Consider the following 22,833-nt stretch of genomic DNA (forward strand, 5'->3'; position numbering starts at 1 on the left):
AAAAGCCTATTTTCACCAAATACCCATTCACGACGAATGCCTGATCACCATTAAAAGACAAATGAAAAAACAGAAAACCAGAAGGTTACATCCTTCCGGCTTTCATGCACACCTCTTTAAATTAAGGTTCTTACAAGTCACTTGCCTTTTCCTCTTCCTTATTTCAATGGAGGATCATTTATGTATAGCCATATCGATCGGTCGTCATGATATGCTTAAATGGAAAGTCACCTTAATTCTGCAGTTGTTCATAACGCTTCCAGTTTACTGATTTCTCCAGCACGATAGATATCAATACACCCATTATGAGCCCATTGGTCAAAAAGGGCTGTAAAAGCGTGGGAACGCCCGAAAATGCATTAGGCAAGATATTCATCAAACTCACTCCGACCAATACTGGTACGGCAAGCCTGAATATCGTGTCTGAAGTAAAATGCTGACCCTTGACGCTGTTGAAAGCCGTGCCAAACAGTTGAAGGTAAGCGACGAACAATACAGCATTCCCGACTGTTATGGGCATGGTGGCCAGGAAAGAGATAAAAGGAGGAATGAGTCCGATTATGGTCAACAGCATGCCTCCAAATAAGAACGGCCTCCGCTCATAGATTTGAGTACTTTGCAAAAATCCAATGGATGAAGTAAAAGGTGTATACGGAACAAGGCCAAGCACAGGAGCGAAAATGGTAAAACCGCCAGTCATGAATAAAGAATTTCGATACTGCTTGTGGTCAGCTTCATCCCCCATTAACTCGGATGCAGCTTGAATGGAAGCGAACGTATTACACAAATTCAGTAATCCTGCAAAAAAAGAAATCGCTATTATCCCGAATTCCAGGTTTGGAACACCTAATGGGAAAAATGAAAAAGAGGCACTCGCCGGCCCCATTTCTCCCCCAGCCTCTGGAAATAGCAGCGAGTAAAAAATCCACCCCACTATTATCCCGATCAAAATGGAGAAATTGCTAATGGTCCTTGGTCCTTTTATCTTTAATATACTTACTAAAAAGACAATCCCCAATGACAGGATACTGACCGGGATGTTAATTCCCCCATCCTCCGTGATCCCGAGCATCCCCTTAAAAAAGACAAAAATGAGCTGGAACGTCAGAAGGAATAAGTAAACGGTCATGACCATGGGAGTGAAAATCTTCTGGACATAAGAAATCAGGTTGAAGGCAGAAATAATGATGGTCACTACACCAGCTGCAATGAGACCAGTCGCTATTCCCCCTCCTATTTCAGCATAACCGAGCCCTATGGATGGTGCAGATAACCCTAAATTCAACATCACTCCCCACAGTAGTCCGGAGTGCCCTTCCATAATTGGATACTTATGTCCCTTCCACCCCTGAATCACGCAAGCGATCCCAGTGAAAATGAGCGAGCTTCTCATGGTCATTTCCGTAACATTTGGGGGAAGATCAAAAGCTGCGCCAATCGATATTGGTACTACTACCGTATTTGCAAAAATAAAAAACAACCATTGAAAAGAAGAAAATAGAGTCACAGAAGATCTCCAACTTTTCATAGATTCCATCTCCTTTGAACATGATACTTTTTAAAGATCATGGTGAATGCATGGTTCGATTGCCTTTCCCTTGAAAAAAGGCGAAAGGACAACACCCATGTTAATGACTGCCGTCCATCATGCCGGAATAAAGGTCCAGATTCCACACAAAATATCAGAGCTTACCATTAATATAACAAACGCTGCAGCTCCCTGCTAATTTGTTGGCTGGACTCGATTACGGACAAGCGGAAGCCAAACCCTTTATAAAAGGAGCATTGTTAACCAGTCCTTTTTTGAATCGAATTCTCCATTTAGTATATTGGGCAATAACGATAATGACATGGGAGGGAGATCCTTAACAAATGATAGCAAAATAATTACTTCCTCAACAAATAACGCCAGTAAGTAAAAAGTACACGGGAGCAGACACGGCAGCCAGCCTGTTTTGCTAGACTTTCAAAACCCAAATAAAAAGGAAATCCGGAAGTATCCAGAGATCCTTAGGTTAGCCTTACAACTCTATTGACTGCTTTTGTTTATACATTGAACCGGAAACTAAATTCCCCTTGTAAATGACCGCTTTACGTTCAGAACGCCTCGCAACTGCTTCTGCAGAACAGCTCGCATCAATCAATACTAAGCTTGCAGCATCCCCAGCTTTCGGCCATATTCGGTTACCATTTTCATCTAATGGAGTTTTTCCGCCCGTTATATACCCAAGTGTTCGAGATAGGGAGACTTCATCAATCCATTTGAAGCGTTCCGCCAGCCTGCCGGCTCTCTCTAAGATGTCGCCATTCCCTAGAGGTGACCATACATCAAAGATATTATCATTACCTACTGATACTTCAACCCCTGTTTCATGTAATAAATCGACAGGGGGCATCTGTCTGTTAATGGGGACGCTGGTGACGATGGAAATCCCCGCATCCCTAAGAATGTCAGCCAGCTCATAGGCTTCTTCCTTGGATACGTCCCCTATACCGAACGCATGGCTTAATGCTACCCTGCCTTCCCAGCCTGCTTGCTTGGTCAGAGCTGCCAAACGTTTCATGGTGAACGTGCCCAGGTGCCCGGGATCATGTAAATGCAAGTCGACATCAGCGTCCGCTTCCACTGCTAGATCCATTAATTGTACAAGCGAAGCTTCAATATTGTTATCGACTGATGCTGGATCGACTGCCCCGACGATTCCTGCTCCGTTTCGCAATGCCTCCCTGACAAGCTTGGCAGAACCCGACCGCAACAATCCGTGCTGGGCAAATGCGACGATTTCTGAACTGAGTCTACTAGAATAGCCGGCAAGCGCCTGTTGTACTTGCTCTAAGTTTTGCAATCTCACTTCCGGGTAGATATCAACATGAGTCCGTACATGTGTGGAGCCAGAAGCTAAAAGTATTTCCAGTAAAGACTCTGCACGTTTACATGTGCTAGTTGCAATCGAAGGCAAAACCTTTTTCTCATTTTCAAAGCGTTCAATGACACTCGAAGAAGGAGTGCATGCTCTCCAAGCATCCCCCATCAGTGTTTTATCAAGATGGACATGCTTTTCAATGAAGGAGGGTAATGCCAGCAATCCTTTTGCATCTTCCACTGGTGAATCAGTAGGTATGGCTTCCCCATCCTTGATAATCTTCGTGATTTTTCCATCCTTCACCAACAGATGAAATAGCCCGGTTATCGTTCCTGTAACTCTTTCATTCTCTTTCCGGTAACCACATTCCAAACGAACATTCTTTAACAAATAGATTGTATTCATGCCCTTCATCCCTTCTTGAAATAGACATTCAATTCGCCTTCAAGGCGGATTCACAGTCGAGTCCACCGTAAACAAGATTTCCATTGACCATGACTGCTGCGCGCGTCGATCTCCTGGCAACTGCCTCGGCAGCACTTGATGCATCCACAAATACCATACTTGCGTATTTCCCACATTCGGCCATACACGATTTCCTTCAGGGTCCAGTGTCTTGACCCCGCCCGTAATGAATTGGAGCGATTGAGACAATCCATACTCGTCCTTCCAGTTGTACCTCTCAGCCAATCTTCCTGCCTTTTCCAGCATATCTCCTGTACCGAATGGAGACCAGGAGTCATAAAAACCATCACATCCTAGAGCAACATGGACACCCTTTTCATGAAGTAAATCAATGGGGGGAATTACCCGGTTTATCGGAACAGTAGACATGATGGCTATTCCTAGGTTTGATAAAATACTGGCCAGTTCATGTGATTCTTCAATAGGGACATCCCCAAGTGCAAAGGCATGACTGACAGCCGCCCTATTTTTCCATCCAGCTTCCTCGATTAAAGAAGCCAGTTTCTTGATCGTATAAAATCCAAGATGACCTGGATCATGTATATGGATATCAATATCTTCATCAAACTCAACGGCTAGATCCACCATTTCATATAGGGAAGCTTCAATATTATTATCCACTCCACCAGGATCCAAGCCTCCCACCAAAGCCGCCCCTTCTTTCATCGCTTGTCTCATTAACCCTTTTGAATTCGTCCTTAGCAGTCCATGCTGGGGGAAAGCCACGATCTCATATGTCATTTTTCCTTTGAAACTACTTAGCGCCTTTTGAATTTCTCCCAAATTTTTCATACCGATGTATGGGTCAATGTTAACATGCGTCCTTATATGCGTCGCACCGCCGCTTAACAATAGTTCAAGCATCCGTTCAGCCCGGAGTCGCCCAGTTTCAGCAAGTTCAGCAAGCTCTTCCGCTTCTAGTTTTAAGCGTTCCATTAAATTCGGAACCGGAGTGCATGATTTCCAGGGCAGTCCTAAATAGGTCTTGTCCAGATGGTTATGCATCTCTTTAAAAGGAGGAAGTGCAAGCAGCTTTTTCGCGTCTTGAACGGGCATATCCGTTTTCAAAGGCATACTTGAAGCCAATTGCAATTCCTCTATGATCCCATCTTTTATATACATGTTGTATGGAGCTGTCTTTGTTCGAACAATTCTTTCATTCTCAAAAACAAATCCACTATCAAGTGTAACGTTTGTAAGCCAGTATGCTTTATTCATCAAATTTCACTCTCTTTAATGGAAGATTAAACACCTGTCGTCTCGAAAGATGAAATAGATCCGCTAACAACATTGCCCCTGAAGATGACAGCGGCACGCTTTGATCTTCGGGCCACCGCTTCCGCTGAACAGCTTGCTTCAAGCAAAACGATATTCGCCACATCCCCGACATTAGGCCATGCCTTGATCCCGTCTTGGTTTAATGGGGTAGTTCCTCCCGTTATGAATTGCAGGCTTTTAGCTAATGAGCGTTCGTCAATCATGCGAAACCTCTCTGCAAGGCGGCCGACCTTTTCCAGATTGTCCCCAATGCCAAAGGGTGTCCAATGGTCAGTGATGCTGTCATTACCCAGTTCGACTTTCACCCCTTTTTCATGGAGCAGGGGGATGGGGATCGTCCTGAAGATAGGCACTGTGGATGTAATAGATATTCCTGTTTCCGAAAACCTTTCGGCTATACTCGTTGCTTCTGGAACTGAAAGATCTGCCAAACCGCTGGCGTGGCTAACCGTTACCCTTCCTTGCCAGCCTGCGTCTTCCGTCATGGAAGCGAGACGTTGCATCGTAAAGAGTCCAAGCTGATCCGGATCATGTAAATGGACATCGATATCGGAATTAGATTCAACCGCGATATCCATGATCGTTTCAAGGGACCGCTCTATATTTTCATCAATTGTGGCGGGATCCACGCCTCCTACAAGATTCGCCCCATACTTCATGGCCTCCCGTAGTAATCCTGCGGAATTGGAACGTAATAGTCCATGCTGTGGGAATGCGACGATTTCATACGTCAATTTATCCTTATACCCTTCTAACGCTTGAATGGTGGCCTCTAAATTTTTCAGGCCTATCACGGGGTCAATGTTACAATGGGTGCGTATATGGGTAGATCCGAAGTCCAATAATAAATCCAGCATTTTTTCTGCTCTTACTTTAGCGGTAGGCAATAACTCAGGCAGTAAGACCTGCTCTTCCTCTATCCGGGTTTTCACGCCATTAATGGCAGGCATGCAAGCCTTCCAAGGTCCGCCATAGTACGTTTTATCAATGTGAATATGCATTTCTTTAAATGAAGGGACCATCAGGAGACCGTGAACATCATGCTGTGGGTCCTGATCTGTTATCGATTCCTTCGCTAATAAAATGGATGATATTATTCCATTTTCAATCTTAATGTGGTAATTTCCCGTTTCAGTACCGGTAATCGTTTCATTTTCATCATAAGTAAAACCATTTTCCAAGCGTACATTCGTCAACCAATACGATTCTGACATTAAACTCACCCTTCCATTCCAGATTGAACATGCGTCCCTTTCATTATAATTCTAAAGGTCATCTAATAATTTCAGAATTTTTACTCTTTTTTATGTTATTTTTACTTATTGTGCCAAAGAAAAAAGGGCTCACCCTAATGGATGAACCCTTTCTTCTTATCTCCCCATCACTTTATCGTTACTTCATTTATTTCCAGATAGCCTGAAGGACTGATTGAAAACCCTTTTACACCTTTCGAGACTGCGGCAACATTTTCAATGACCCTTACAGGAATATATGGGGTATCACTCATCTCAATCTCTTGTGCTTCTGCGTATAGATCTTTGCGTTTCTCGTCGTCTTTTTCTTTACGGGCGGCATCTATTAAATTATCAACCTTTGGATTGCTGTAAAAGAAGGTATTTCCAGCCGCTCCCTGTGATTCCGTATGAAATAGATTATATTGATTATAATCGGCATCCCCTGTCGCGTTTCTCCAACTGATGATGAACATTTCCGATTGCCCTTTATTTACTTGTTCAACGAACGAACCGTACTCCATGACCTGAACCTTCAAATGGATTCCGATACCTTTTAACTGTGATTGAAGTACTTCCGCCAAATTAACTCTTTCTTTACTATCCATTGTTAGAATGGTTGCATCAAGACCTTTAGAATAACCAGCTTCAGCCATCAATTTCTTTGCTTCTTTAAGATTGTAATCATAGGTTTTCAGATCAGCGTCGTACCCGAATACCTTAGATCCCATTAAGGAATTTGCCTTTACACCTACATTATTAAAGACACCCTTAATAATGGAATCCATTTCAATGGCATGGGCTATGGCTTTACGAACACGGACATCATTAAACGGTTCTTTATTTACATTAAATCCTATATATTCGGTACCATACCCTTCATTGCGGTAAACATCCATAGCCGCTGAGGATTCTACCTGGTCCATGACAGCTACAGGAAGAGGTTCTGCAATATGTGCTTCTCCCGTTTCTATCATCGATATCCTCGTGGAATCTTCAGGGACGACCTTGAAGATAACTTTGTCCACCTTTGGCTTGTCTCCCCAATAATTTTTGTTTTTCATCAAGGTAATTTCTTGGCCTGGTGACCATGAATCAAAAACGAAAGGACCTGTTCCATTCGGTTCTTGGATAATTTTTTTTCCGTACTTTTCAATCGTTTTTGGACTGATGATTCCGCCTTCGTGATTCGCCAAGATGGAAAGCAGCGGGGAAAAAGGTTCCTTCAGAATGAATTGCACGGTATATTCATCAACCGGTTTCACTTCTTTTACCATATCGAATACTACCGCTCTAGGAGAAGCGACCAACGGATCCAATAGTCGATCAAACGTCTTTTTTACTGCAGCTGAATTAAATGGAGTGCCATCATGAAACGTTACATCATGCCTAAGCTTGAACTCCCAGGTCGTGTCATTTATTTGCTTCCATTTTTCGGCCAGCATAGGCTGTATCTCACTATTCTCATCTCGCTGGACAAGACCTTCATAGATTTTATGGTGGGTGACACTCGCGGCATTAATCGTGGACATGAACTGCTGATCCAAATTCTCAGCGTCGGATAAACGGGCAATGACCAGTGTACCCCCTTCTTTTGATGCAATGTTTTGCTCATTTTCCGTTGTGCTTACGTCATTGTTAGAAGAACAGCCAGTAATGATGATAACCATGAACATGACTAGGAAAAGCTTTCCTGCCCCACGCTTCAATCCCATGGACTTCGACCTCCAAATTTCATTTTTTGAACACTTATCTAATTATAGGAAATATTCTGACTATTTATTTTGAAAATCTTTACTATGTTTTTCATTTTCTTTACTTGTTTTCACAAATGGCTTTTGCATCGCTTATCGATTCCACGATCTTAAATGATGGCTTAAACAATTCTTTCTCGGGAAGCTTCTGATAATCTCTTTCCAGATATCCCCTTCTCATCTTATCAAAATACTTTTGCCCCTTATATTTGATTTCTTTTAAATCAAGATTGGGGATTTTTTGATCCTTCATGACTACTTTTCCATTTATGATGGATAATTTAACGTCCCTCCCAGACCCACTCACGAACATGGTCCGAATGGGATCATCGATAACGCCCATATGATATCTGTCCAAATCAATCGCAATGATATCAGCTTTTGCCCCTGCTGCAATGCGGCCAAGATCGTTCCTGCCAAGAAAAGCAGCCGCATCAAGTGTGGCTGACCGAAAGAAATCGGCATAGACAGAGCCATCCGTTTCTCCTTCCACCATCCGTGAGAGCATGCTCCCTATCCTTACGTTCTGGAACATATCCGGAGGGAAGGTGTCCGTTCCAAGGGCTATATTGATCCCAGCCCTTTTATATTTAGCGAATGATTCTAACGCTTCCCCATGCCTCCCGATAATCAGGGGGCAATGAATCACCGTTGTATTCGTTTCTCTTAGTAGCGCCAAGTCATCACCCTGTCCATATTTCGCTCCACTGTATCCTGAAACAAAGTGGGCATGCGGGATCCCTGTTCTTGGACCGAGAAAACCAAGGTCGTACAAATATCTGATCGGTGTAACATGATGGGCCTCCCAGATGGTGTTGAATTCAAAACTTCCTTGTGCGGCATGGAGCTTAATCGGGACATCCAATTTTTCGCTGTAATATTTGATCTGTTTTAATTGCTCTGCCGTTTGGGACTCTATGCGTTCTGGAGCGAGCATCCCTCTGACCATACCTCCATGGGCTCCATCGAATTTTTCTACAAACTCCACCGCTTTTTGCAATCCCGCTTTACCGGCTTTTTCATCCCAATGCAGTTTTATATTTCCGTTAGGCTGGACGACTCTCATTCCTGATTGGAAACTCGGGCCCAGGTAAATCCTTAACCCCAATTCAGCTGCATGTTTTGCCGCAGCTGCCAATTCTTCATAGGTTTCGGCCCAGCTTTTATAAAAAACGGAAGTGATAGGCATGGCCGTCGTCACACCATAAAGAATGAGTTGTGAATAAGCATATAAAGATTTAAAGGATTCTTCTTCCTCGGTCATTAATTCGGGATGTCCGCTTTGTATATGATTCTCTGACCAGAGAAGGTTTTTCTGTCTGTTGGTACTGGCTTCAAAATGTAAAATATCATGGTCAATGTCCCCTAATGCATTTAAATCTATGAACCCAGGACTGATAATGGCGTTACCGGCATCCATTACCTCGTCCACTTCTTCATTGTAATTTTTCCCTACATACAGTATCGTGTCTTTTTCATAAACGATCTCTGCGTTTTCCAAAATGACATGATCGCACCCATCATACCCAATTACATATCTTCCTTTAAGCTTGGTTTTCATCTTATTCCCCTTTCCGCATGGCCGGCAGCGTCTTCTCGTTCGTCATATCGCTTTTCATCTACATATGCCCTGGCGTGTCCCCAGAAATATTTCGTCGGTTGCATATACTTTTCGAGCCCGGCACGCTTTATCGTTGAAAAGGCCTCCTCATTCGCTTCATCAAGCACTGTACTTTCATGAACGGTCCGTACATTCCTCCCTTCCATGATCAATTTCCCATCCACGATGACATGCTCCACATCATTCGCCACTGCTTGAAACACAAGCCGATGAACATGCATGAATTCAGGGGTCAGATGTGGCTGATGCAGATTGACCGTAATGACATCGGCTTTTTTCCCAATCTCCAGGGAGCCTATTTCATCATCCCAGCCAATGCATTTCGCAGCATCTATCGTGATCATTTCCAACAGCTTGCCTGGGGGTAAATAATAGTAATCCCTAAGGGCTGCCTGGTGAACAAACTGTGTTTTCCTCATTGCCTGGAACATATCGAAACTTGTGGAAGGGGAAGTCCCATCCGTGGAGATTGCCACAGTTGCCCCCATCTCCAATAATTCGGTTATGGGGGTACGTGCATGAACCTGGCCAAATCCAGGTGATGCACTGACGTTTGTACCTGTTTCCGCCAATATTCTTGCCTCATCGAAGGAAATGCCGCGACAGTGCTGTAAATGAACATCTGGACCCAACAAGGCATTTTCCTTATCCTGTATCGCTAAATGAATCATCCCGCCAAAGGCATCAGAGTGTATCCGTGTGTTATATTTCCTGGCAATCTCCCTTATTTTCTTCGCTTGATAAAGATCATGTTCATTCAGCCCATAAAGCCTGTCAGGAGATGTGGGATTGGAAGGATCAACGGATGTAACGATGACAAATGGTGTAATGAAGGCTCTCGTGCGGTCTTCATTTGCATGGTTCAGTGCCTCGATTACAGCTTCTGCCCCCTTCAATACTTCTTCATAGGAAACTTCCTTTACCATTCTCTTTCCGTCAATCCACCGACTGAACGAATGTGGCCATGGAGGGTTGCAGGGCCCGGTGCAAACCACTTCCCTGATCCCCACTTCGGCGTATGCTTTTGCGTGATTGATGGCGAAAATCGGTTCATCGGATCGTGGCATGGACCCTAAAATGCTCACACCTGTTGTCACACCCGCCTTTAATCTCTCAAGAGAGGAGAGCTTTCCTTCGTAGTACCAAAAATCATCTGTTACAAAATGTTTATACGTATTTGTCATGATGGGCATCCAAAAATCAATATTCTCCATCGCTATCGTTTTGAACATGGAATGCCCCCCATGACCATGAACGTCTATTAATCCGGGCAATATACACTGATGGCTGCAATCAATGACCTTTACAGCCTCATACTTCAATTGCAGTTTCTCGGTTGCATCAACGGCTAAAATCCTTCCTTGATTTATGGCGATGGCGCCATCCGACAGAATTCTCCTGTTTTGATCCATGGTTATCACGGTCCCATGGATTAGCAGTAAATCAATCATATTTCCCCTCCTAATTGAGAAGGCAGCATAACATCCTTATGCTGCCTTCCTTTTTTGCTGAATTCCCTACTTCACGGTTACATCATCGAGCATTAAATAATTTGCCGGATTCAGCCAAAGCCCTTTAACCGTCCCTCCATATACGGCCAAGTGCTCATAGTTGCGAATAGGAACATATGGAACTTCTTCCCTTTCAATTTCTTGTGCCTTCGAATATAGTTCCTTACGTTTATCGCCATCCGATTCTTGACGTGCATTTTCAATCAATTTATCCACTTCCGGATTGCTATAGAATGAACTATTTCCCGCAGCACCTTGGGATTTGCTATCAAAAAGATTGAATTGATTATAATCTCCATCGCCGGTAGCATTGCCCCAGCCGCCTATCGATACTTGGTGCTCGCCCTTAGCGGTCGCGTCAATGTAAGCCCCATACTCAAGGACCTGAATCTTGACCTTAATTCCAATTCCTTTTAACTGGGATTGAATCACCTCCGCCATGTTGATCCTTTCCTTACGATCACTCGTTGTCAGTGTAAACTCCAAGCCATCCTTGACCCCTGCTTCAGTCAAGAGCTTCTTCGATTCATTAATATCATAGTCGTAGCCTTTTATATCCGGATCATAGCCAAACACCTTTGGGCTCATTGTTGAATTTGCCCTCGTACCGACGTCGTTATAAACCCCTTTGATAATCGAATCGACCTCGATGGCATGTGCGACCGCTTTACGGACACGTACATCATCGAAAGGTTTTTTCTTAACATTGAAGCTTAGGTATTCAACTGCAAGTCCCTCCGTGCGATATAAATCCATCGTGTCCGATGCTTCGATCCTCTCAATCTCGGTCACTGGCACTTGATCGGTCACATGTGCTTCACCCGTTTCAATCATCGCAATCCTCGTAGCATCTTCAGGTACAACCTTGAATACTACCCCATCAATCTTAGGTTCATCCCCCCAGTAGTCCTCGTTTTTCGAAAGTACGATCTCTTCACCGGGCTTCCACGATTTAAAAATGAAGGGTCCTGTCCCAACGGGGTTTTGGCCTAGTTTATCACTATGCTCCTTAATGGCTTTAGGGCTGATGATGCTTCCTTCATTACTAACTAAAATAGATAACAGTGGAGCATAAGGATATTTCAGCTTGAATTGTACGGTAGTATCGTCAACCACTTTAATTTCTTTGATCATTTCCAATTTACCAGCCTGCGGGGAAGCTGTTGCCGGATCCAGTATCCTGTCGAAATTGGTTTTCACCGCTTCGGCATTGAATGGAGCTCCATCATGGAACTTGACACCCTCTTGCAATTTAAATTCCCAAGTGACATCATCCAGTTGTTTCCACTCTTTTGCCAGCAGCGGCTTAGGATCCATGTTTTTATCAGGAACGACCAATGTTTGATAAACCTTTTCATAAACGACGTTTGCTGATGGAATGTCTGTTATGAAGTGAGGGTCCAGGATGGTCGCGTCAGATAATCGGGCGACGATTAGTGTACCTCCTTCTTTCGCTTTTTCTTCCGGTTCCTTGCTGCCGGTTTGATCTGTTGCACACCCAGATAAAATGGATGAGATGCCTAATAACGATGCGAATAGAACCCCAATCATACCTTTTCTCATTCTATTTCCTCCCTTTTCAACCTGCCTTTGTTTCTCCAAGTAACTTTCAGCTATGAGTACATCGGGCTTACTTCAAATTATAAGAAAAAAAAGAATTTTATATTTTCAGAATCTTTACTCATTTTTTAATTATCTTTACTGCTTTTCCGCATCATATTTACTTCAATACATATTTTGAATAAATTTAATGAAAGAAAAGGAGGAAATCCAATGAAGCCAGAGGTCGTCTTGAATAATACCGAATTGAAGGTAAACGAAAGAAAATCTCCAAAACTAAGAAACTGGAAAGCTTTTTATAAAAAATTCAAGAGAAATAAATTGGCATTGATAGGCGGGTACATCGTACTTTTTTATATTTTATTGGCCATGTTTGCACCTTTGATTTCACCACAGGATCCCTATGAAATTGATTTAGTCCACAAACTCCAGCCTCCGTCAGCCGAACATTGGATGGGTACGGATGATAAGGGAAGGGATATTTTAAGCAGATTATTATATGGAACGAGGCTTTCATTAACGGTTGGGTTTGTCTCTGTATTCTTCGGGGCGTTCATCGGCATACTGCTTGGGTTAACAGCAGGTTATTACGGAAAATGGATCGATACCATCATTATGAGGATTGTCGATGTTCTGCTGGCTTTCCCGGGAATATTGCTGGCTCTTGCCATCATTAGTGCCCTTGGCCCAAGTTTAATCAATGTAATGGTAGCGGTCGGTGTCTTTTCCATACCGATGTTTGCCCGGATTGTACGCGGTTCCACATTGTCAGTCAGGAAGCTGGAATATATCGATGCCATTCGTGCATTGGGAGCCACTGACTTCACGATCATACGCAAGCACATTTTTCCGAATATTCTATCACCCGTCATCGTTCAAGCTACATTACGTCTGGCAACGGCCATTCTGTCGGCAGCCGGATTATCATTCCTTGGATTGGGAGCCCAGCCTCCCTCACCGGAATGGGGAGCCATGCTGAGCAGCGGTCGGGATTATTTGTTCAGCGCCCCTCACATCGCCTTGTTTCCCGGAATAGCCATATCAACACTGGTGCTGGGTTTCAACGTCTTCGGGGATGGACTTAGAGATGCCCTGGATCCAAGAATGAAAAAATAAGGAGGAGAGAAAATGTTCGTTTTTATAATCCGACGGGTCTTTCAAACCATACCGGTTTTACTAGGAGTGAGTCTTGTTGTTTTCCTCATCATGCAAATGGTCCCTGGAGATCCGGCAACACTGCTTGCAGGTGAAGGGGCTACTAAAGAAACGATTGAATCGCTGCGACATGATCTTGGCCTTGATCGTCCAATCCTCTATCAGTATGCAGACTATATCATTCATGCTCTACAAGGTGACTTTGGAGAATCTCTCCGCAGCAGCCGCCCTGTTTTGGACGAAATCATGGTCCGCTTGCCAATCACCCTTGAACTGGCACTTGCAAGCATTTTCATAACCGTTGTCCTGGGAATGCTGGCAGGAATCATCTCGGCAACCAAGCAATACTCGGTATCTGACATTTCCATCATGATCGTTGCTTTATTAGGAATCTCATTACCTAGTTTCTGGTTAGGTCTGATGCTTATCTACTTCTTTTCCGTAAACCTTCATTGGTTTCCGGTTTCAGGTTGGGGAACCATTAGGCACATGATTCTCCCAGCCATAACCCTTGGGGCCGGCGGAGCGGCCATTGTAGCAAGGATGACCAGGTCGAGCATGCTCGAAGTCGTTCGCCAGGACTACATCCGGACTGCAAGAGCAAAGGGATTAAAAGAATATGTCATCATTTATAAACATGGCCTGAAAAATGCGCTTATCCCCGTCATTACGGTCGTGGGCCTCCAGTTCGGTGCACTACTCGGCGGTACAGTATTGACAGAGTCCGTATTTGCCATCAATGGTCTTGGGAGATTGATAGTTGATGCAATCAGAACGAGGGATTTGCCAATGGTTCAAGGCGGGGTCCTTATTGCTTCCGTTATCTTCGTATTCATGAATTTGGCAGTGGATGTCCTCTATCGATACTTTAACAAAAGAATAGACTTGAATTAAGGAGGTAGGATGATGAAACAGGTTGATGATAAAATACTGGAGGTAAAAAATCTGCAGACCCACTTTTTCACTGACGAAGGAACGAGTAAAGCAGTCAACGGAATCAGTTTCTCCCTCAATAAAGGGGAAACCCTCGGAATCGTCGGGGAGTCTGGAAGTGGTAAAAGTATAACATCCTTATCATTATTAAGGCTTATTCCATCGCCCCCTGGAAAGATTGCCGGGGGCAGCATCCTTTTTAAAGGGGAGGATCTGCTTACGAAGACTGAAAAACAGATGCGATCTATACGCGGTAATGAAATTTCGATGATATTCCAAGAGCCGATGACATCATTGAATCCCGTATATTCAGCAGGTGAGCAAATTGCAGAAGCCATCCGGCTCCATCAAAATCTGGGAAAAAAAGAAGCATGGAACAAAGCCGTCGACATGCTTCGGCTCGTCGGGATTCCCTCACCTGAAAAAAGGGCAAAACAGGAGCCGCATGAGCTAAGCGGCGGAATGAGGCAAAGGGTCATGATTGCCATGGCACTTGCCTGCCACCCTGAGGTTTTAATAGCGGATGAACCTACAACGGCACTGGATGTGACGATACAGGCCCAAATCCTCGAACTGATCAAGACGCTGCAAAAGGATTTCGGGACGGCAGTCATTTTGATCACTCATGATCTGGGTGTCGTATACGAAACCTGTGACCGGGTTGCCGTCATGTACGCAGGAAAAATAGTTGAATATACGTTGGCCAAGGAAATATTCACAAACCCAAAACATCCATACACCATCGGTTTATTAAAATCCCTTCCACGATTGGATATGGACCAGGAAGAACTGACTACAATTCCCGGGACTGTTCCAAGTCCTTACAACATGCCCAAAGGCTGCAGCTTTGCTCCCCGCTGTGCAAATAAGAAGAGCATTTGTGAACAAGCCGTACCGGATCTCCAGGCAACCGGCCCAAGCACCCAGGTCAGCTGCTGGATGTTCACCCCCCAATGGGAGAAGGACTATAACAATCAAGAGGAGGTGGGGGTTTTATGATGGGGGTACCAGTTGCAGAGAAAAAGGTTTTGCTTAAAGTAGATCAATTGAAACAATATTTTCCGATCAAGGGTGGATTTTTCGGAAGAACCGTCAATCATGTAAAAGCCGTTGATGATATTAGCTTCCATATCTATCAGGGTGAAACCTTAAGCATAGTGGGCGAATCAGGCTGCGGAAAATCGACCACCGGAAGGGCCATCCTTCGATTGGATGAACCTACAAGCGGGAGCATTCACTTTCAGGACAAGGATTTACTCAGTTTAGGAAAAAAAGAAATGAGGAGCACCAGGAAGGACTTGCAAGTTATTTTTCAAGATCCATTTGCCTCTCTTAATCCTAGGCAGACTATAGGGCAAATCCTCGGAGAAGCTTTGGCCATCCAAAATGTGGTGCCTAAAGAAAAACGAAAGAGCAGGATTGAAGAATTATTGGGCCATGTGGGGCTGAGACCGGAGTCCATGGAAAGATACCCGCACGAATTCAGCGGCGGCCAGAGACAGCGGGTCGGCATTGCGCGGGCTCTTGCAGTAGACCCAAAATTGATCATTTGTGACGAAGCTGTATCTGCACTTGATGTCTCCATTCAAGCACAAGTACTGAATCTATTAAAATCCTTACAGCGACAGTTCGATCTTACCTTTCTTTTCATCTCACATGATTTGGGAGTGGTCAGGCATATCTCGGATCGCGTAATGGTCATGTATCTCGGAAAGATAGTCGAAATAGCAGATAAAAAGTCCATTTTCGAACAGCCGCAGCATCCATATACGAGAGCATTGCTATCTGCCATCCCAGTACCGAATCCGGTGCATGAAAGAGAACGAATCCTATTAACGGGTGATGTCCCCTCACCCATCGATCCTCCTAGCGGCTGCCGCTTCCATACACGGTGCCCTTTTGCGATGGACATCTGTAAAACACAGTTACCCGAGCTAAAGCTCTCAGCACAAAATCATCAAGTGGCCTGTCACATTGTGTCATAAGTTGTAGATTTCCGGAGGGGTCTTTAGTATGATACTAATAAACAGAATAATTCAAGTAATTTAAAAATATAACCAGCAGAGGTTCTCCATGCTTAGTTACGAGGGATTCACGTTAATTATCATGCTCTTCATTTTAGCTCCCATCATGGGAGCTATCGCTCTTTTATTTTTATTCATATTCGAGAAAAGGATCGACCTTCTTGAAAATAGAAACAAAGAGATACGCCTGGAGCAAGCACTGCAAGAAGCACAATATAATAAATTGAACCAGCAAATCCAGCCCCACTTTTTATTTAATACACTAAATGTCATTTTGGGCTTGGCCCGCCTGAACAGGACGGCTGAATTGATACGGGCCTTAGAGGCATTTTCACAATTCTTGAAATTCAAATATAAAGCTTCAGAACCATTAATCCCCCTTTCCCAGGAAATTCAGTATACCCAGCATTATCTCGACATCCAGACCCTACGTTTTGGTGACCGCCTTAAGATTGATATGGATTGCCCAAACCCATTATCAATCGCACTGGTACCCCCTTTCATTCTCCAGACCTTAGTGGAAAATTCGTTTAAACACGGATTGGAAAAAAAAGTGGGGGAAGCCCTTCTGCATATCCGGTTCTATCGGGATTCGCAGATGGTGTATCTGGAAGTGGCGGATAATGGATTAATGGGAAATGCATCTTCCGTTACTGAAGAAGGCGGCCATGGCCTGGATAATATCCAAAAACGTTTATATCTGTATTTCAGTGACCGTGCACAATTGAATATATCTTCTAATGAATCGGGAACAAAGGTAGAGGTATCATGGCCACTTGTTTATGATAAGAAAATGGAGGAGGCGGCCCCGGAATGAATGTGTTATTAGTTGATGACGAACCATTGGTCCTTGAACAAATGGAATATATGATTCAGTCCATTTATCCTTTTTGGAAGTTTCATAAAGCTGCTGATGCCTGTCAGGCACTTACCTTCAATCAAAATTATAAAATTAATCTCGCTTTCCTGGATATTAATCTCCCGGGGCGATCGGGTCTTGAATTTGGTGAAGACCTAAGGGCACTAAACAAAGAAGTGGAAATCATAATGGTGACCGCGCATCAAAGTTTCGATTATGCCCAGCAATCCATAAGGATAGGCGTGGTTGATTATTTAACGAAGCCTGTAATAGAAAGCGATTTGCAGAAAGTGCTATCCAGGTATGATAAAAGGGAGTCTTCCCATAACTATTCAACCCTGATTCACCATTCTCTTTCATTCATACATGAAAATTATGCTGAAAAACTCTCCCTTTCGGATATCGCTCGTGAAGTGCATACCAACCCGACTTATTTAAGCAGGAAATTCCATGAAGAAGTCGGCACTTCCTTTTCGGAATATATAATGCAATATAGAATAAAAGCGGCTAAAAGGGCCTTAACCAATAACACCAGCTGGAGCATATCAGATGTCGCTGAGAACTCAGGTTTCAATAGCCAGCATTATTTCAGCACTTTATTCCGGAAGATAGAGGGAATCACGCCCAAAGAGTTCCGCGAGAAAGGAAAATGAACATTGCGACAACGTACATTTCAAGAATACGTACAAGGCCCCATTCAAATTGGGATGGGCTTAGGGATCATCTCCCTCCTGGCACGCTGGGTCACAGGAACCACGATATTATCCTCCCCTGAATCGATGGTGAAGTATGGAGTTTTCGGAGGGATCGGCTATGCTCTTATGGGAGCGATCGCCCTGTTCATGTTCAGCTTCATCGGGAAGAGGGTCCGGCAGGATTTCCCAGTGGGATTGACCATCGGGGACTATTTAAAAACCAGGCTTCATCCTTTGGGATATTGGATATTGATCGTGATCCTGGTCATGACCAGCTTATATACTTTATTCATCCAGGGAATGGCAGCGTCCACCCTATGCCAGTTTCTTTTCGATACGCCGCTATATGTCGGGTTGTTCTTTTTTTTCGGTTTTTGTGTTCTTTTTGCTGGCTTCGGCGGGTTAAAGCTCATTCATGGATTCGCAGCTTTTCAAGTCGTCTTCATGTTTGCCGCCGTTATCTTGATTCCTTTATACTTTTTCGTCAAAGAAGGGATTCAGCCTGTTTATGATGGGATTCGTTTATACCATCCATACATGCTCGTAATCAATAAGTATGATCTATGGAGTTTTCTTTTTGCAGGACTTCTTGTCGGGTTCGGCCAGTTTTTCTTTGACCTGACATCATGGCAGCGATTATTTATGATAGAGCTGAAAAAAGTCCCCTTAACATTCTCTTTATCTGGCCTTATATGGATCATATTCCCGCTCTCCTTTTCATCCCTGTTCATCATGGTTATCTTTACGGGCGGTTTCACTGACATACACTCGATTTTGGCTGGATTGGCAAACAAGATAACAACACCATTCTTTTTCATCCTTTTTGTGCTCTGTGCCTTCAGTGCAATCACCTCAACATTCGGTGCCTGCCTGCATTCATTGATAAGCCTGATCGTAGCCAATATTCTTGTACCCTTTCAAACGATAAAAAGCGACCAGCAAAAAATAAGGATGGCCTGCCTTCTTGCAACCTGTATTGGAGGATTGGTTTTCGTAGCTACGCTCTTCTATTCCCCAAACCTTTTAGAGCTTTTATTTTATTCAGGTAATGTATATTCAGCATTGCTGGCTCCAATCCTTGTTATCGTATTCAGCAAAGGGAAAGTCGCTGATTTCATACCGATAAGCGCGGTCCTGGCCATCGTTGCCTCATACATCATCAAGCCTTATGTAAGTGAATTCCAAAGCATATGGTTAAGTGGATTAGCTTCATTGACGATCATAGTGATTTGTATGATCCTTACCTTCATCAAGAACAAATGGATTTTAGTGAAAACAAAACGGGAATGATTACGAAGCTGCACAGCTAAGTGGTTACATAACAAACTATGTAATCTGTTACATGTAAAGCGATAAAAAAAGAAAAGTTGCCGACATATGTCGGCAACCCAAAGTTTAAAAAACAGATGAAGCATTTCGCATAGGAACTACCTTTTCGAGAAACTAACCTTATTCAAACCAGAAATTTTATCTATATTTCAAAGCAAAGTTAATTGAACGGAAGGTGCGGGACTTCTGCTTAGAAAAGCGCGTCCAAGGGAGACTCCGCAGGCACAAGAAGCGCCGCGGGCGGACCGCCCGCGGAAAGCGAGTGCCTGGAGTGGAAATCAAGAAAGCAAAATCAATTATCATCTAGTTTTTATGGAGTTTTAATCTTAATCAATCAAGACTCTTGCCCTTTAAATCAAGGTCATCGCAAAATATCCAAATCAAGTGCCTCTATCAATCACGTAATAACTTAGCTTGCCACCTTACTGAAATACCGATAAACCTTTTCTAGCTTTTGGGTTTGTTTCCCCTTTGGGCTTTCCATATTACCGAATTCGAAAAACTTCACTTTTTTGATTCCGACAAAATTGAATAACGCTCTTTTCATCAAGATTTTATGCGCATCATTCAACCAGAGAAGCGGATACTTTGCAGGTCCCTTCATCGTTGATACACATACGACCGACTTTCCTTTAAGAAGGCCTTCTGGGAACAATCCCTTTTTATCCCTGTAGGCGAAATTCGAAGAAAATAATTGATCAATGTATCCCATCAGCATTGCGGGAGGCCTCCCCCACCAGATTGGATAAACAAAGACAATCTTATCGGCCCAAGTAATTTGATTTCTATATTTTTCAAGCTGAGGATCACGATGCATATCACGCCTTCGTTTATGCTCATTGAACTCCAAGAGCGGATTAAAGCCCTCTTCATATAAATCCAAGACCTGCAGCCCCTTTATGTGGGTGTTCTCCTTACTTCCCTTGATGACTTTTTGTAAAAAGGCATAGCTTAAACTTTCATGATTTGGATATGTGTAAATGACCAGCATGTTCATGACGTTCCCCCTATTTACTTATCATTTGATAACAATAATACAACAACGCCTTTTTTGTTGTCAAATGATAATTGTATTTTGATAACACTTTTGATATCTTCTCAGTAAGAGGTGAAAGTTATGGACAAAAAAGCTCTTTTTGAAAAAATGGTCACATTTACAACTTCCGTACATCAAGTGACACACGAATTGACCCAAAACGCCAAACCCGATTCCATCACGCCGGTACAATATCACATTCTTGAATATATAACAGTCAGTCAGCCTGTCACTCCAAGTGAAATCAGTGACTGTCAGCACATCTCCATGCCTAACACGAGCCGTGAACTGAAAAAATTAAGCGAAAAGAATTTAATTGAAAAAATAAGTGATCCGGAAGATAGACGGAAACAATACATCCGCCTCTCCAAAGAGGGGGAAACGATGATGAACGAGGCTTTTGCAATCGTGGAGTCCCGTTTCCAAAGCCGGCTGCAACAGGCATCAAAGGAAGATTTAGCGGATATTGAGCGCGCAATGGACATTCTTCAAACTAAACTTTTTTACTAAATAAACAAAAAGGCTCCCGAGACTGAAGTTGACAAAGAATCAACTTCAGTCTCGGGAGCTCCTTTATAATCTCCATTATAATCAGGTACCGCAAAAGGTTCGGTAAGGCGTTGTTGACGCAGGCAGTGTGGAGTATTTGGCTTGTTCATCAGAGTGTGCATAAGGGTTTGAGAGAACATCCAAAAGCCGTTCCATCACGCTGTAGTCCCCTTGTTCCACTGCCGCTTCCAATGCCTCTTCAACCCGGTGATTCCGTGGAATCACTGCAGGATTGCTTTTCTCCATCAACTGATTCGAAGATTCCTTCGATTCCTTCTGCCTGCCTAGTCTAGCCAACCAGAGCTCTTGCCACTGGGCGAATTCAGGTGTCCCGAAAAGGACCGTATCCGCCATCTTATCTAAGGTCAAAGCACGGAAGGTATTGGTATAGTCGGCACCATGCTTTTTCATCATACTGAGGATGCCATTAATAAGGGCTTCATCCTGTGTCTCTTCGTTGAATAACCCCAGTTTTGCTCTCATTCCCGCTAACCAATTAGTGTGATACAGATCATTAAAAACAGAAATCTTATCTTGGGCCAGTGTAACGGCCTGATCCTCGTCATCATGTAACAGCGGCAATAGGGATTCGGCGAATCGCGCAAGATTCCAACCCCCAATTATCGGCTGGTTACCATAGGCATAGCGGCCTTGAGTATCAATTGAACTGAATACTGTTGCAGGGTCATAGGCATCCATGAAGGCGCAAGGGCCATAATCGATGGTTTCTCCGCTGATCGTCATGTTGTCGGTGTTCATCACCCCATGAATGAAGCCAACCAGCTGCCATTGGGCAATGAGCTCAGCCTGACGCTTGACCACTTCCTGCAGCAGCGAGAGATAACGGCTTTCATCGGCTTCATCTGCTTCAATGTCTGGAAAATGACGCTTTATTGCATAGTCGGCAAGGGTCCGGAGTTCCTCGACCGTGCCCCATTTTGCAGCGAATTGAAAGGTTCCGACACGAAGATGGCTCGAAGCCACACGGGTCATGATGGCACCAGGCAGCCCGGTTTCACGGATCACCGTTTCACCGGTCGTAACCACTGCCAGACTTCGGGTGGTAGGAATACCGAGCCCGTGCATCGCTTCGCTGATGATGTATTCGCGCAGCATCGGTCCAAGTGCAGCCCGGCCATCGCCCCCGCGGGAATATGGCGTTCTTCCCGGACCCTTCAGCTGGATATCGACCCTCTCGCCTTCGGATAAGACCTGCTCGCCAAGCAATATCGCCCGGCCGTCCCCTAACATATTAAAATGCCCGAATTGATGCCCCGCGTAAGCCTGGGCAAGAGGCGAAGCACCCTCTGGAAGCTCGTTTCCGGCAAACACCGCCACGCCATCATCACTTTGAAGCTTTTGAACGTCCAAACCAAGGAATTCAGCCACCCGTTCATTGAGAATGATCAACTCCGGTGAACGTACAGGAGTCGGGTTCGTGCTCGTGTGAAATTTTTCCGGAAGCCGGGCATAACTATTGTCTAAATTCCATCCAGTTTCATTTGTCATGGTTTCTCCTTTTCTTGTTTTGACTTTATTGTATAAAGGTTCTTTCTCTCGAGATTCAGTTAATCCACGCGATAAAACTCAGTGGCAGTTCATATTAATGTCTACTTCTGCCAATTTATTATACCGTTTCCAATTAAAAATGGCTCTTTTAAAGTATGGGTGAATGATAATGATCATTAAATCTTGGATAGCGTACCTCTAGTAATTTAGAGCTTGAAAAAAGCCTGCCGTTGATCCGGCAGGCACTGAATTTGAATTTTTATATTAACGTCACTGGAAGAGTCATGTATTCAGTCATGCCTCCTCCACCTTTTCTGTCTTCTTCCTTCCCGTTTCCCTCCCCAATCCAGGATATGCTTAATTCAGTAAAGTCAGGCTAATAAAGGCAATGCCAAATATACAGTACAGACTGAGGGTAAAGGGCTGGGGAAAAATAATATATACTATCATACTAATGAT

Annotated in this window: 17 protein-coding genes and 1 pseudogene; 8 read left to right on the plus strand and 10 right to left on the minus strand. The window is 43.8% G+C overall.

The features are described 5' to 3' along the window. Positions 1 to 232: 232 nt before the first annotated feature. From SB775_RS10580 to SB775_RS10615, 8 genes and pseudogenes are all read right to left on the minus strand, one after another. Entirely contained in the window at positions 233 to 1,528 is a 1,296-nt protein-coding gene (locus tag SB775_RS10580; protein ID WP_089364229.1) for a uracil/xanthine transporter, read from the minus strand. Between the two features lie 493 nt (positions 1,529 to 2,021). After that, positions 2,022 to 3,269, minus strand: coding sequence for an amidohydrolase (locus tag SB775_RS10585; RefSeq protein ID WP_410861559.1), 1,248 nt, complete (start codon positions 3,267 to 3,269; stop codon positions 2,022 to 2,024). Between the two features lie 28 nt (positions 3,270 to 3,297). After that, positions 3,298 to 4,547: pseudogene (locus tag SB775_RS10590) on the minus strand (amidohydrolase). A 26-nt stretch (positions 4,548 to 4,573) separates the two neighbouring features. Continuing rightward, a complete protein-coding gene (locus SB775_RS10595; RefSeq protein WP_410861560.1) occupies positions 4,574 to 5,821 on the minus strand; it encodes an amidohydrolase family protein in 1,248 nt (415 codons plus the stop codon). 167 nt (positions 5,822 to 5,988) lie between these two features. Next, positions 5,989 to 7,554, minus strand: a complete 1,566-nt coding sequence (locus SB775_RS10600) for a glutathione ABC transporter substrate-binding protein (RefSeq protein ID WP_410861561.1) — start codon at positions 7,552 to 7,554, stop codon at positions 5,989 to 5,991. Between the two features lie 100 nt (positions 7,555 to 7,654). Beyond that, a complete protein-coding gene (locus SB775_RS10605; protein WP_410861562.1) occupies positions 7,655 to 9,154 on the minus strand; it encodes an amidohydrolase family protein in 1,500 nt (499 codons plus the stop codon). Continuing rightward, complete coding sequence (locus SB775_RS10610; protein WP_410861563.1) at positions 9,151 to 10,665, minus strand: amidohydrolase family protein; 1,515 nt, start codon at positions 10,663 to 10,665, stop codon at positions 9,151 to 9,153. The genes SB775_RS10605 and SB775_RS10610 overlap by 4 nt, the downstream gene beginning before the upstream one ends. Before the next feature lie 66 nt (positions 10,666 to 10,731). Beyond that, the gene (locus tag SB775_RS10615; RefSeq protein WP_410861564.1) at positions 10,732 to 12,288 is read right to left on the minus strand and encodes a glutathione ABC transporter substrate-binding protein; all 1,557 of its coding nucleotides are present in this window, start codon (positions 12,286 to 12,288) and stop codon (positions 10,732 to 10,734) included. 210 nt (positions 12,289 to 12,498) lie between these two features. On the opposite strand from SB775_RS10615, the gene nikC reads away from it, so the two are divergent. The 7 genes from nikC to SB775_RS10650 all read left to right on the plus strand — a co-directional run bounded on the left by nikC (position 12,499) and on the right by SB775_RS10650 (position 19,241). Continuing rightward, entirely contained in the window at positions 12,499 to 13,401 is a 903-nt protein-coding gene (gene nikC / locus SB775_RS10620) for a nickel transporter permease (protein WP_061464895.1), read from the plus strand. Between the two features lie 12 nt (positions 13,402 to 13,413). Beyond that, positions 13,414 to 14,334 (plus strand): nickel ABC transporter permease, encoded by a 921-nt coding sequence (gene nikB, locus SB775_RS10625; protein WP_410861565.1) that lies wholly within the window; start codon positions 13,414 to 13,416, stop codon positions 14,332 to 14,334. A gap of 12 nt (positions 14,335 to 14,346) precedes the next feature. After that, positions 14,347 to 15,372, plus strand: coding sequence for an ABC transporter ATP-binding protein (locus SB775_RS10630; protein WP_410861566.1), 1,026 nt, complete (start codon positions 14,347 to 14,349; stop codon positions 15,370 to 15,372). Continuing rightward, positions 15,369 to 16,358, plus strand: a complete 990-nt coding sequence (locus SB775_RS10635) for an ABC transporter ATP-binding protein (RefSeq protein ID WP_284149545.1) — start codon at positions 15,369 to 15,371, stop codon at positions 16,356 to 16,358. Before SB775_RS10630 ends, SB775_RS10635 begins: the two co-directional genes overlap by 4 nt. Positions 16,359 to 16,446: 88 nt before the next feature. Next, complete coding sequence (locus SB775_RS10640; protein ID WP_410861567.1) at positions 16,447 to 17,214, plus strand: sensor histidine kinase; 768 nt, start codon at positions 16,447 to 16,449, stop codon at positions 17,212 to 17,214. Continuing rightward, complete coding sequence (locus tag SB775_RS10645; RefSeq protein WP_061464903.1) at positions 17,211 to 17,909, plus strand: AraC family transcriptional regulator; 699 nt, start codon at positions 17,211 to 17,213, stop codon at positions 17,907 to 17,909. Before SB775_RS10640 ends, SB775_RS10645 begins: the two co-directional genes overlap by 4 nt. 3 nt (positions 17,910 to 17,912) lie before the next feature. Then, positions 17,913 to 19,241, plus strand: coding sequence for an SLC5/6 family protein (locus tag SB775_RS10650; protein ID WP_410861568.1), 1,329 nt, complete (start codon positions 17,913 to 17,915; stop codon positions 19,239 to 19,241). 448 nt (positions 19,242 to 19,689) lie between these two features. Here SB775_RS10650 and SB775_RS10655 read toward each other — a convergent pair whose 3' ends face one another. Continuing rightward, the gene (locus SB775_RS10655; protein ID WP_410861569.1) at positions 19,690 to 20,277 is read right to left on the minus strand and encodes an NAD(P)H-dependent oxidoreductase; all 588 of its coding nucleotides are present in this window, start codon (positions 20,275 to 20,277) and stop codon (positions 19,690 to 19,692) included. 120 nt (positions 20,278 to 20,397) lie between these two features. Between SB775_RS10655 and SB775_RS10660 the strand changes: the two genes are divergently transcribed. Next, positions 20,398 to 20,826 (plus strand): MarR family winged helix-turn-helix transcriptional regulator, encoded by a 429-nt coding sequence (locus tag SB775_RS10660; RefSeq protein ID WP_410861570.1) that lies wholly within the window; start codon positions 20,398 to 20,400, stop codon positions 20,824 to 20,826. 81 nt (positions 20,827 to 20,907) lie between these two features. Here SB775_RS10660 and SB775_RS10665 read toward each other — a convergent pair whose 3' ends face one another. After that, on the minus strand, positions 20,908 to 22,374 hold the full coding sequence (locus tag SB775_RS10665; RefSeq protein WP_410861571.1) for a protein adenylyltransferase SelO: 1,467 nt from the start codon (positions 22,372 to 22,374) through the stop codon (positions 20,908 to 20,910). Between the last annotated feature and the right edge of the window lie 459 nt (positions 22,375 to 22,833).

The sequence above is a fragment of the Peribacillus sp. SIMBA_075 genome (genome assembly GCF_046534585.1).

What these genes read in the sequence shown, in the direction of transcription:
- SB775_RS10580 (WP_089364229.1), bottom strand. Translation starts at nt 1,528, where the DNA reads ATGAAAAGTTGGAGATCTTCTGTGACTCTATTTTCTTCTTTTCAATGG.
- SB775_RS10585 (WP_410861559.1), bottom strand. Translation starts at nt 3,269, where the DNA reads ATGAATACAATCTATTTGTTAAAGAATGTTCGTTTGGAATGTGGTTAC.
- SB775_RS10595 (WP_410861560.1), bottom strand. Translation starts at nt 5,821, where the DNA reads ATGTCAGAATCGTATTGGTTGACGAATGTACGCTTGGAAAATGGTTTT.
- SB775_RS10600 (WP_410861561.1), bottom strand. Translation starts at nt 7,554, where the DNA reads ATGGGATTGAAGCGTGGGGCAGGAAAGCTTTTCCTAGTCATGTTCATG.
- SB775_RS10605 (WP_410861562.1), bottom strand. Translation starts at nt 9,154, where the DNA reads ATGAAAACCAAGCTTAAAGGAAGATATGTAATTGGGTATGATGGGTGC.
- SB775_RS10610 (WP_410861563.1), bottom strand. Translation starts at nt 10,665, where the DNA reads ATGATTGATTTACTGCTAATCCATGGGACCGTGATAACCATGGATCAA.
- SB775_RS10615 (WP_410861564.1), bottom strand. Translation starts at nt 12,288, where the DNA reads ATGAGAAAAGGTATGATTGGGGTTCTATTCGCATCGTTATTAGGCATC.
- nikC (WP_061464895.1), top strand. Translation starts at nt 12,499, where the DNA reads ATGAAGCCAGAGGTCGTCTTGAATAATACCGAATTGAAGGTAAACGAA.
- nikB (WP_410861565.1), top strand. Translation starts at nt 13,414, where the DNA reads ATGTTCGTTTTTATAATCCGACGGGTCTTTCAAACCATACCGGTTTTA.
- SB775_RS10630 (WP_410861566.1), top strand. Translation starts at nt 14,347, where the DNA reads ATGAAACAGGTTGATGATAAAATACTGGAGGTAAAAAATCTGCAGACC.
- SB775_RS10635 (WP_284149545.1), top strand. Translation starts at nt 15,369, where the DNA reads ATGATGGGGGTACCAGTTGCAGAGAAAAAGGTTTTGCTTAAAGTAGAT.
- SB775_RS10640 (WP_410861567.1), top strand. Translation starts at nt 16,447, where the DNA reads ATGCTTAGTTACGAGGGATTCACGTTAATTATCATGCTCTTCATTTTA.
- SB775_RS10645 (WP_061464903.1), top strand. Translation starts at nt 17,211, where the DNA reads ATGAATGTGTTATTAGTTGATGACGAACCATTGGTCCTTGAACAAATG.
- SB775_RS10655 (WP_410861569.1), bottom strand. Translation starts at nt 20,277, where the DNA reads ATGAACATGCTGGTCATTTACACATATCCAAATCATGAAAGTTTAAGC.
- SB775_RS10660 (WP_410861570.1), top strand. Translation starts at nt 20,398, where the DNA reads ATGGACAAAAAAGCTCTTTTTGAAAAAATGGTCACATTTACAACTTCC.
- SB775_RS10665 (WP_410861571.1), bottom strand. Translation starts at nt 22,374, where the DNA reads ATGACAAATGAAACTGGATGGAATTTAGACAATAGTTATGCCCGGCTT.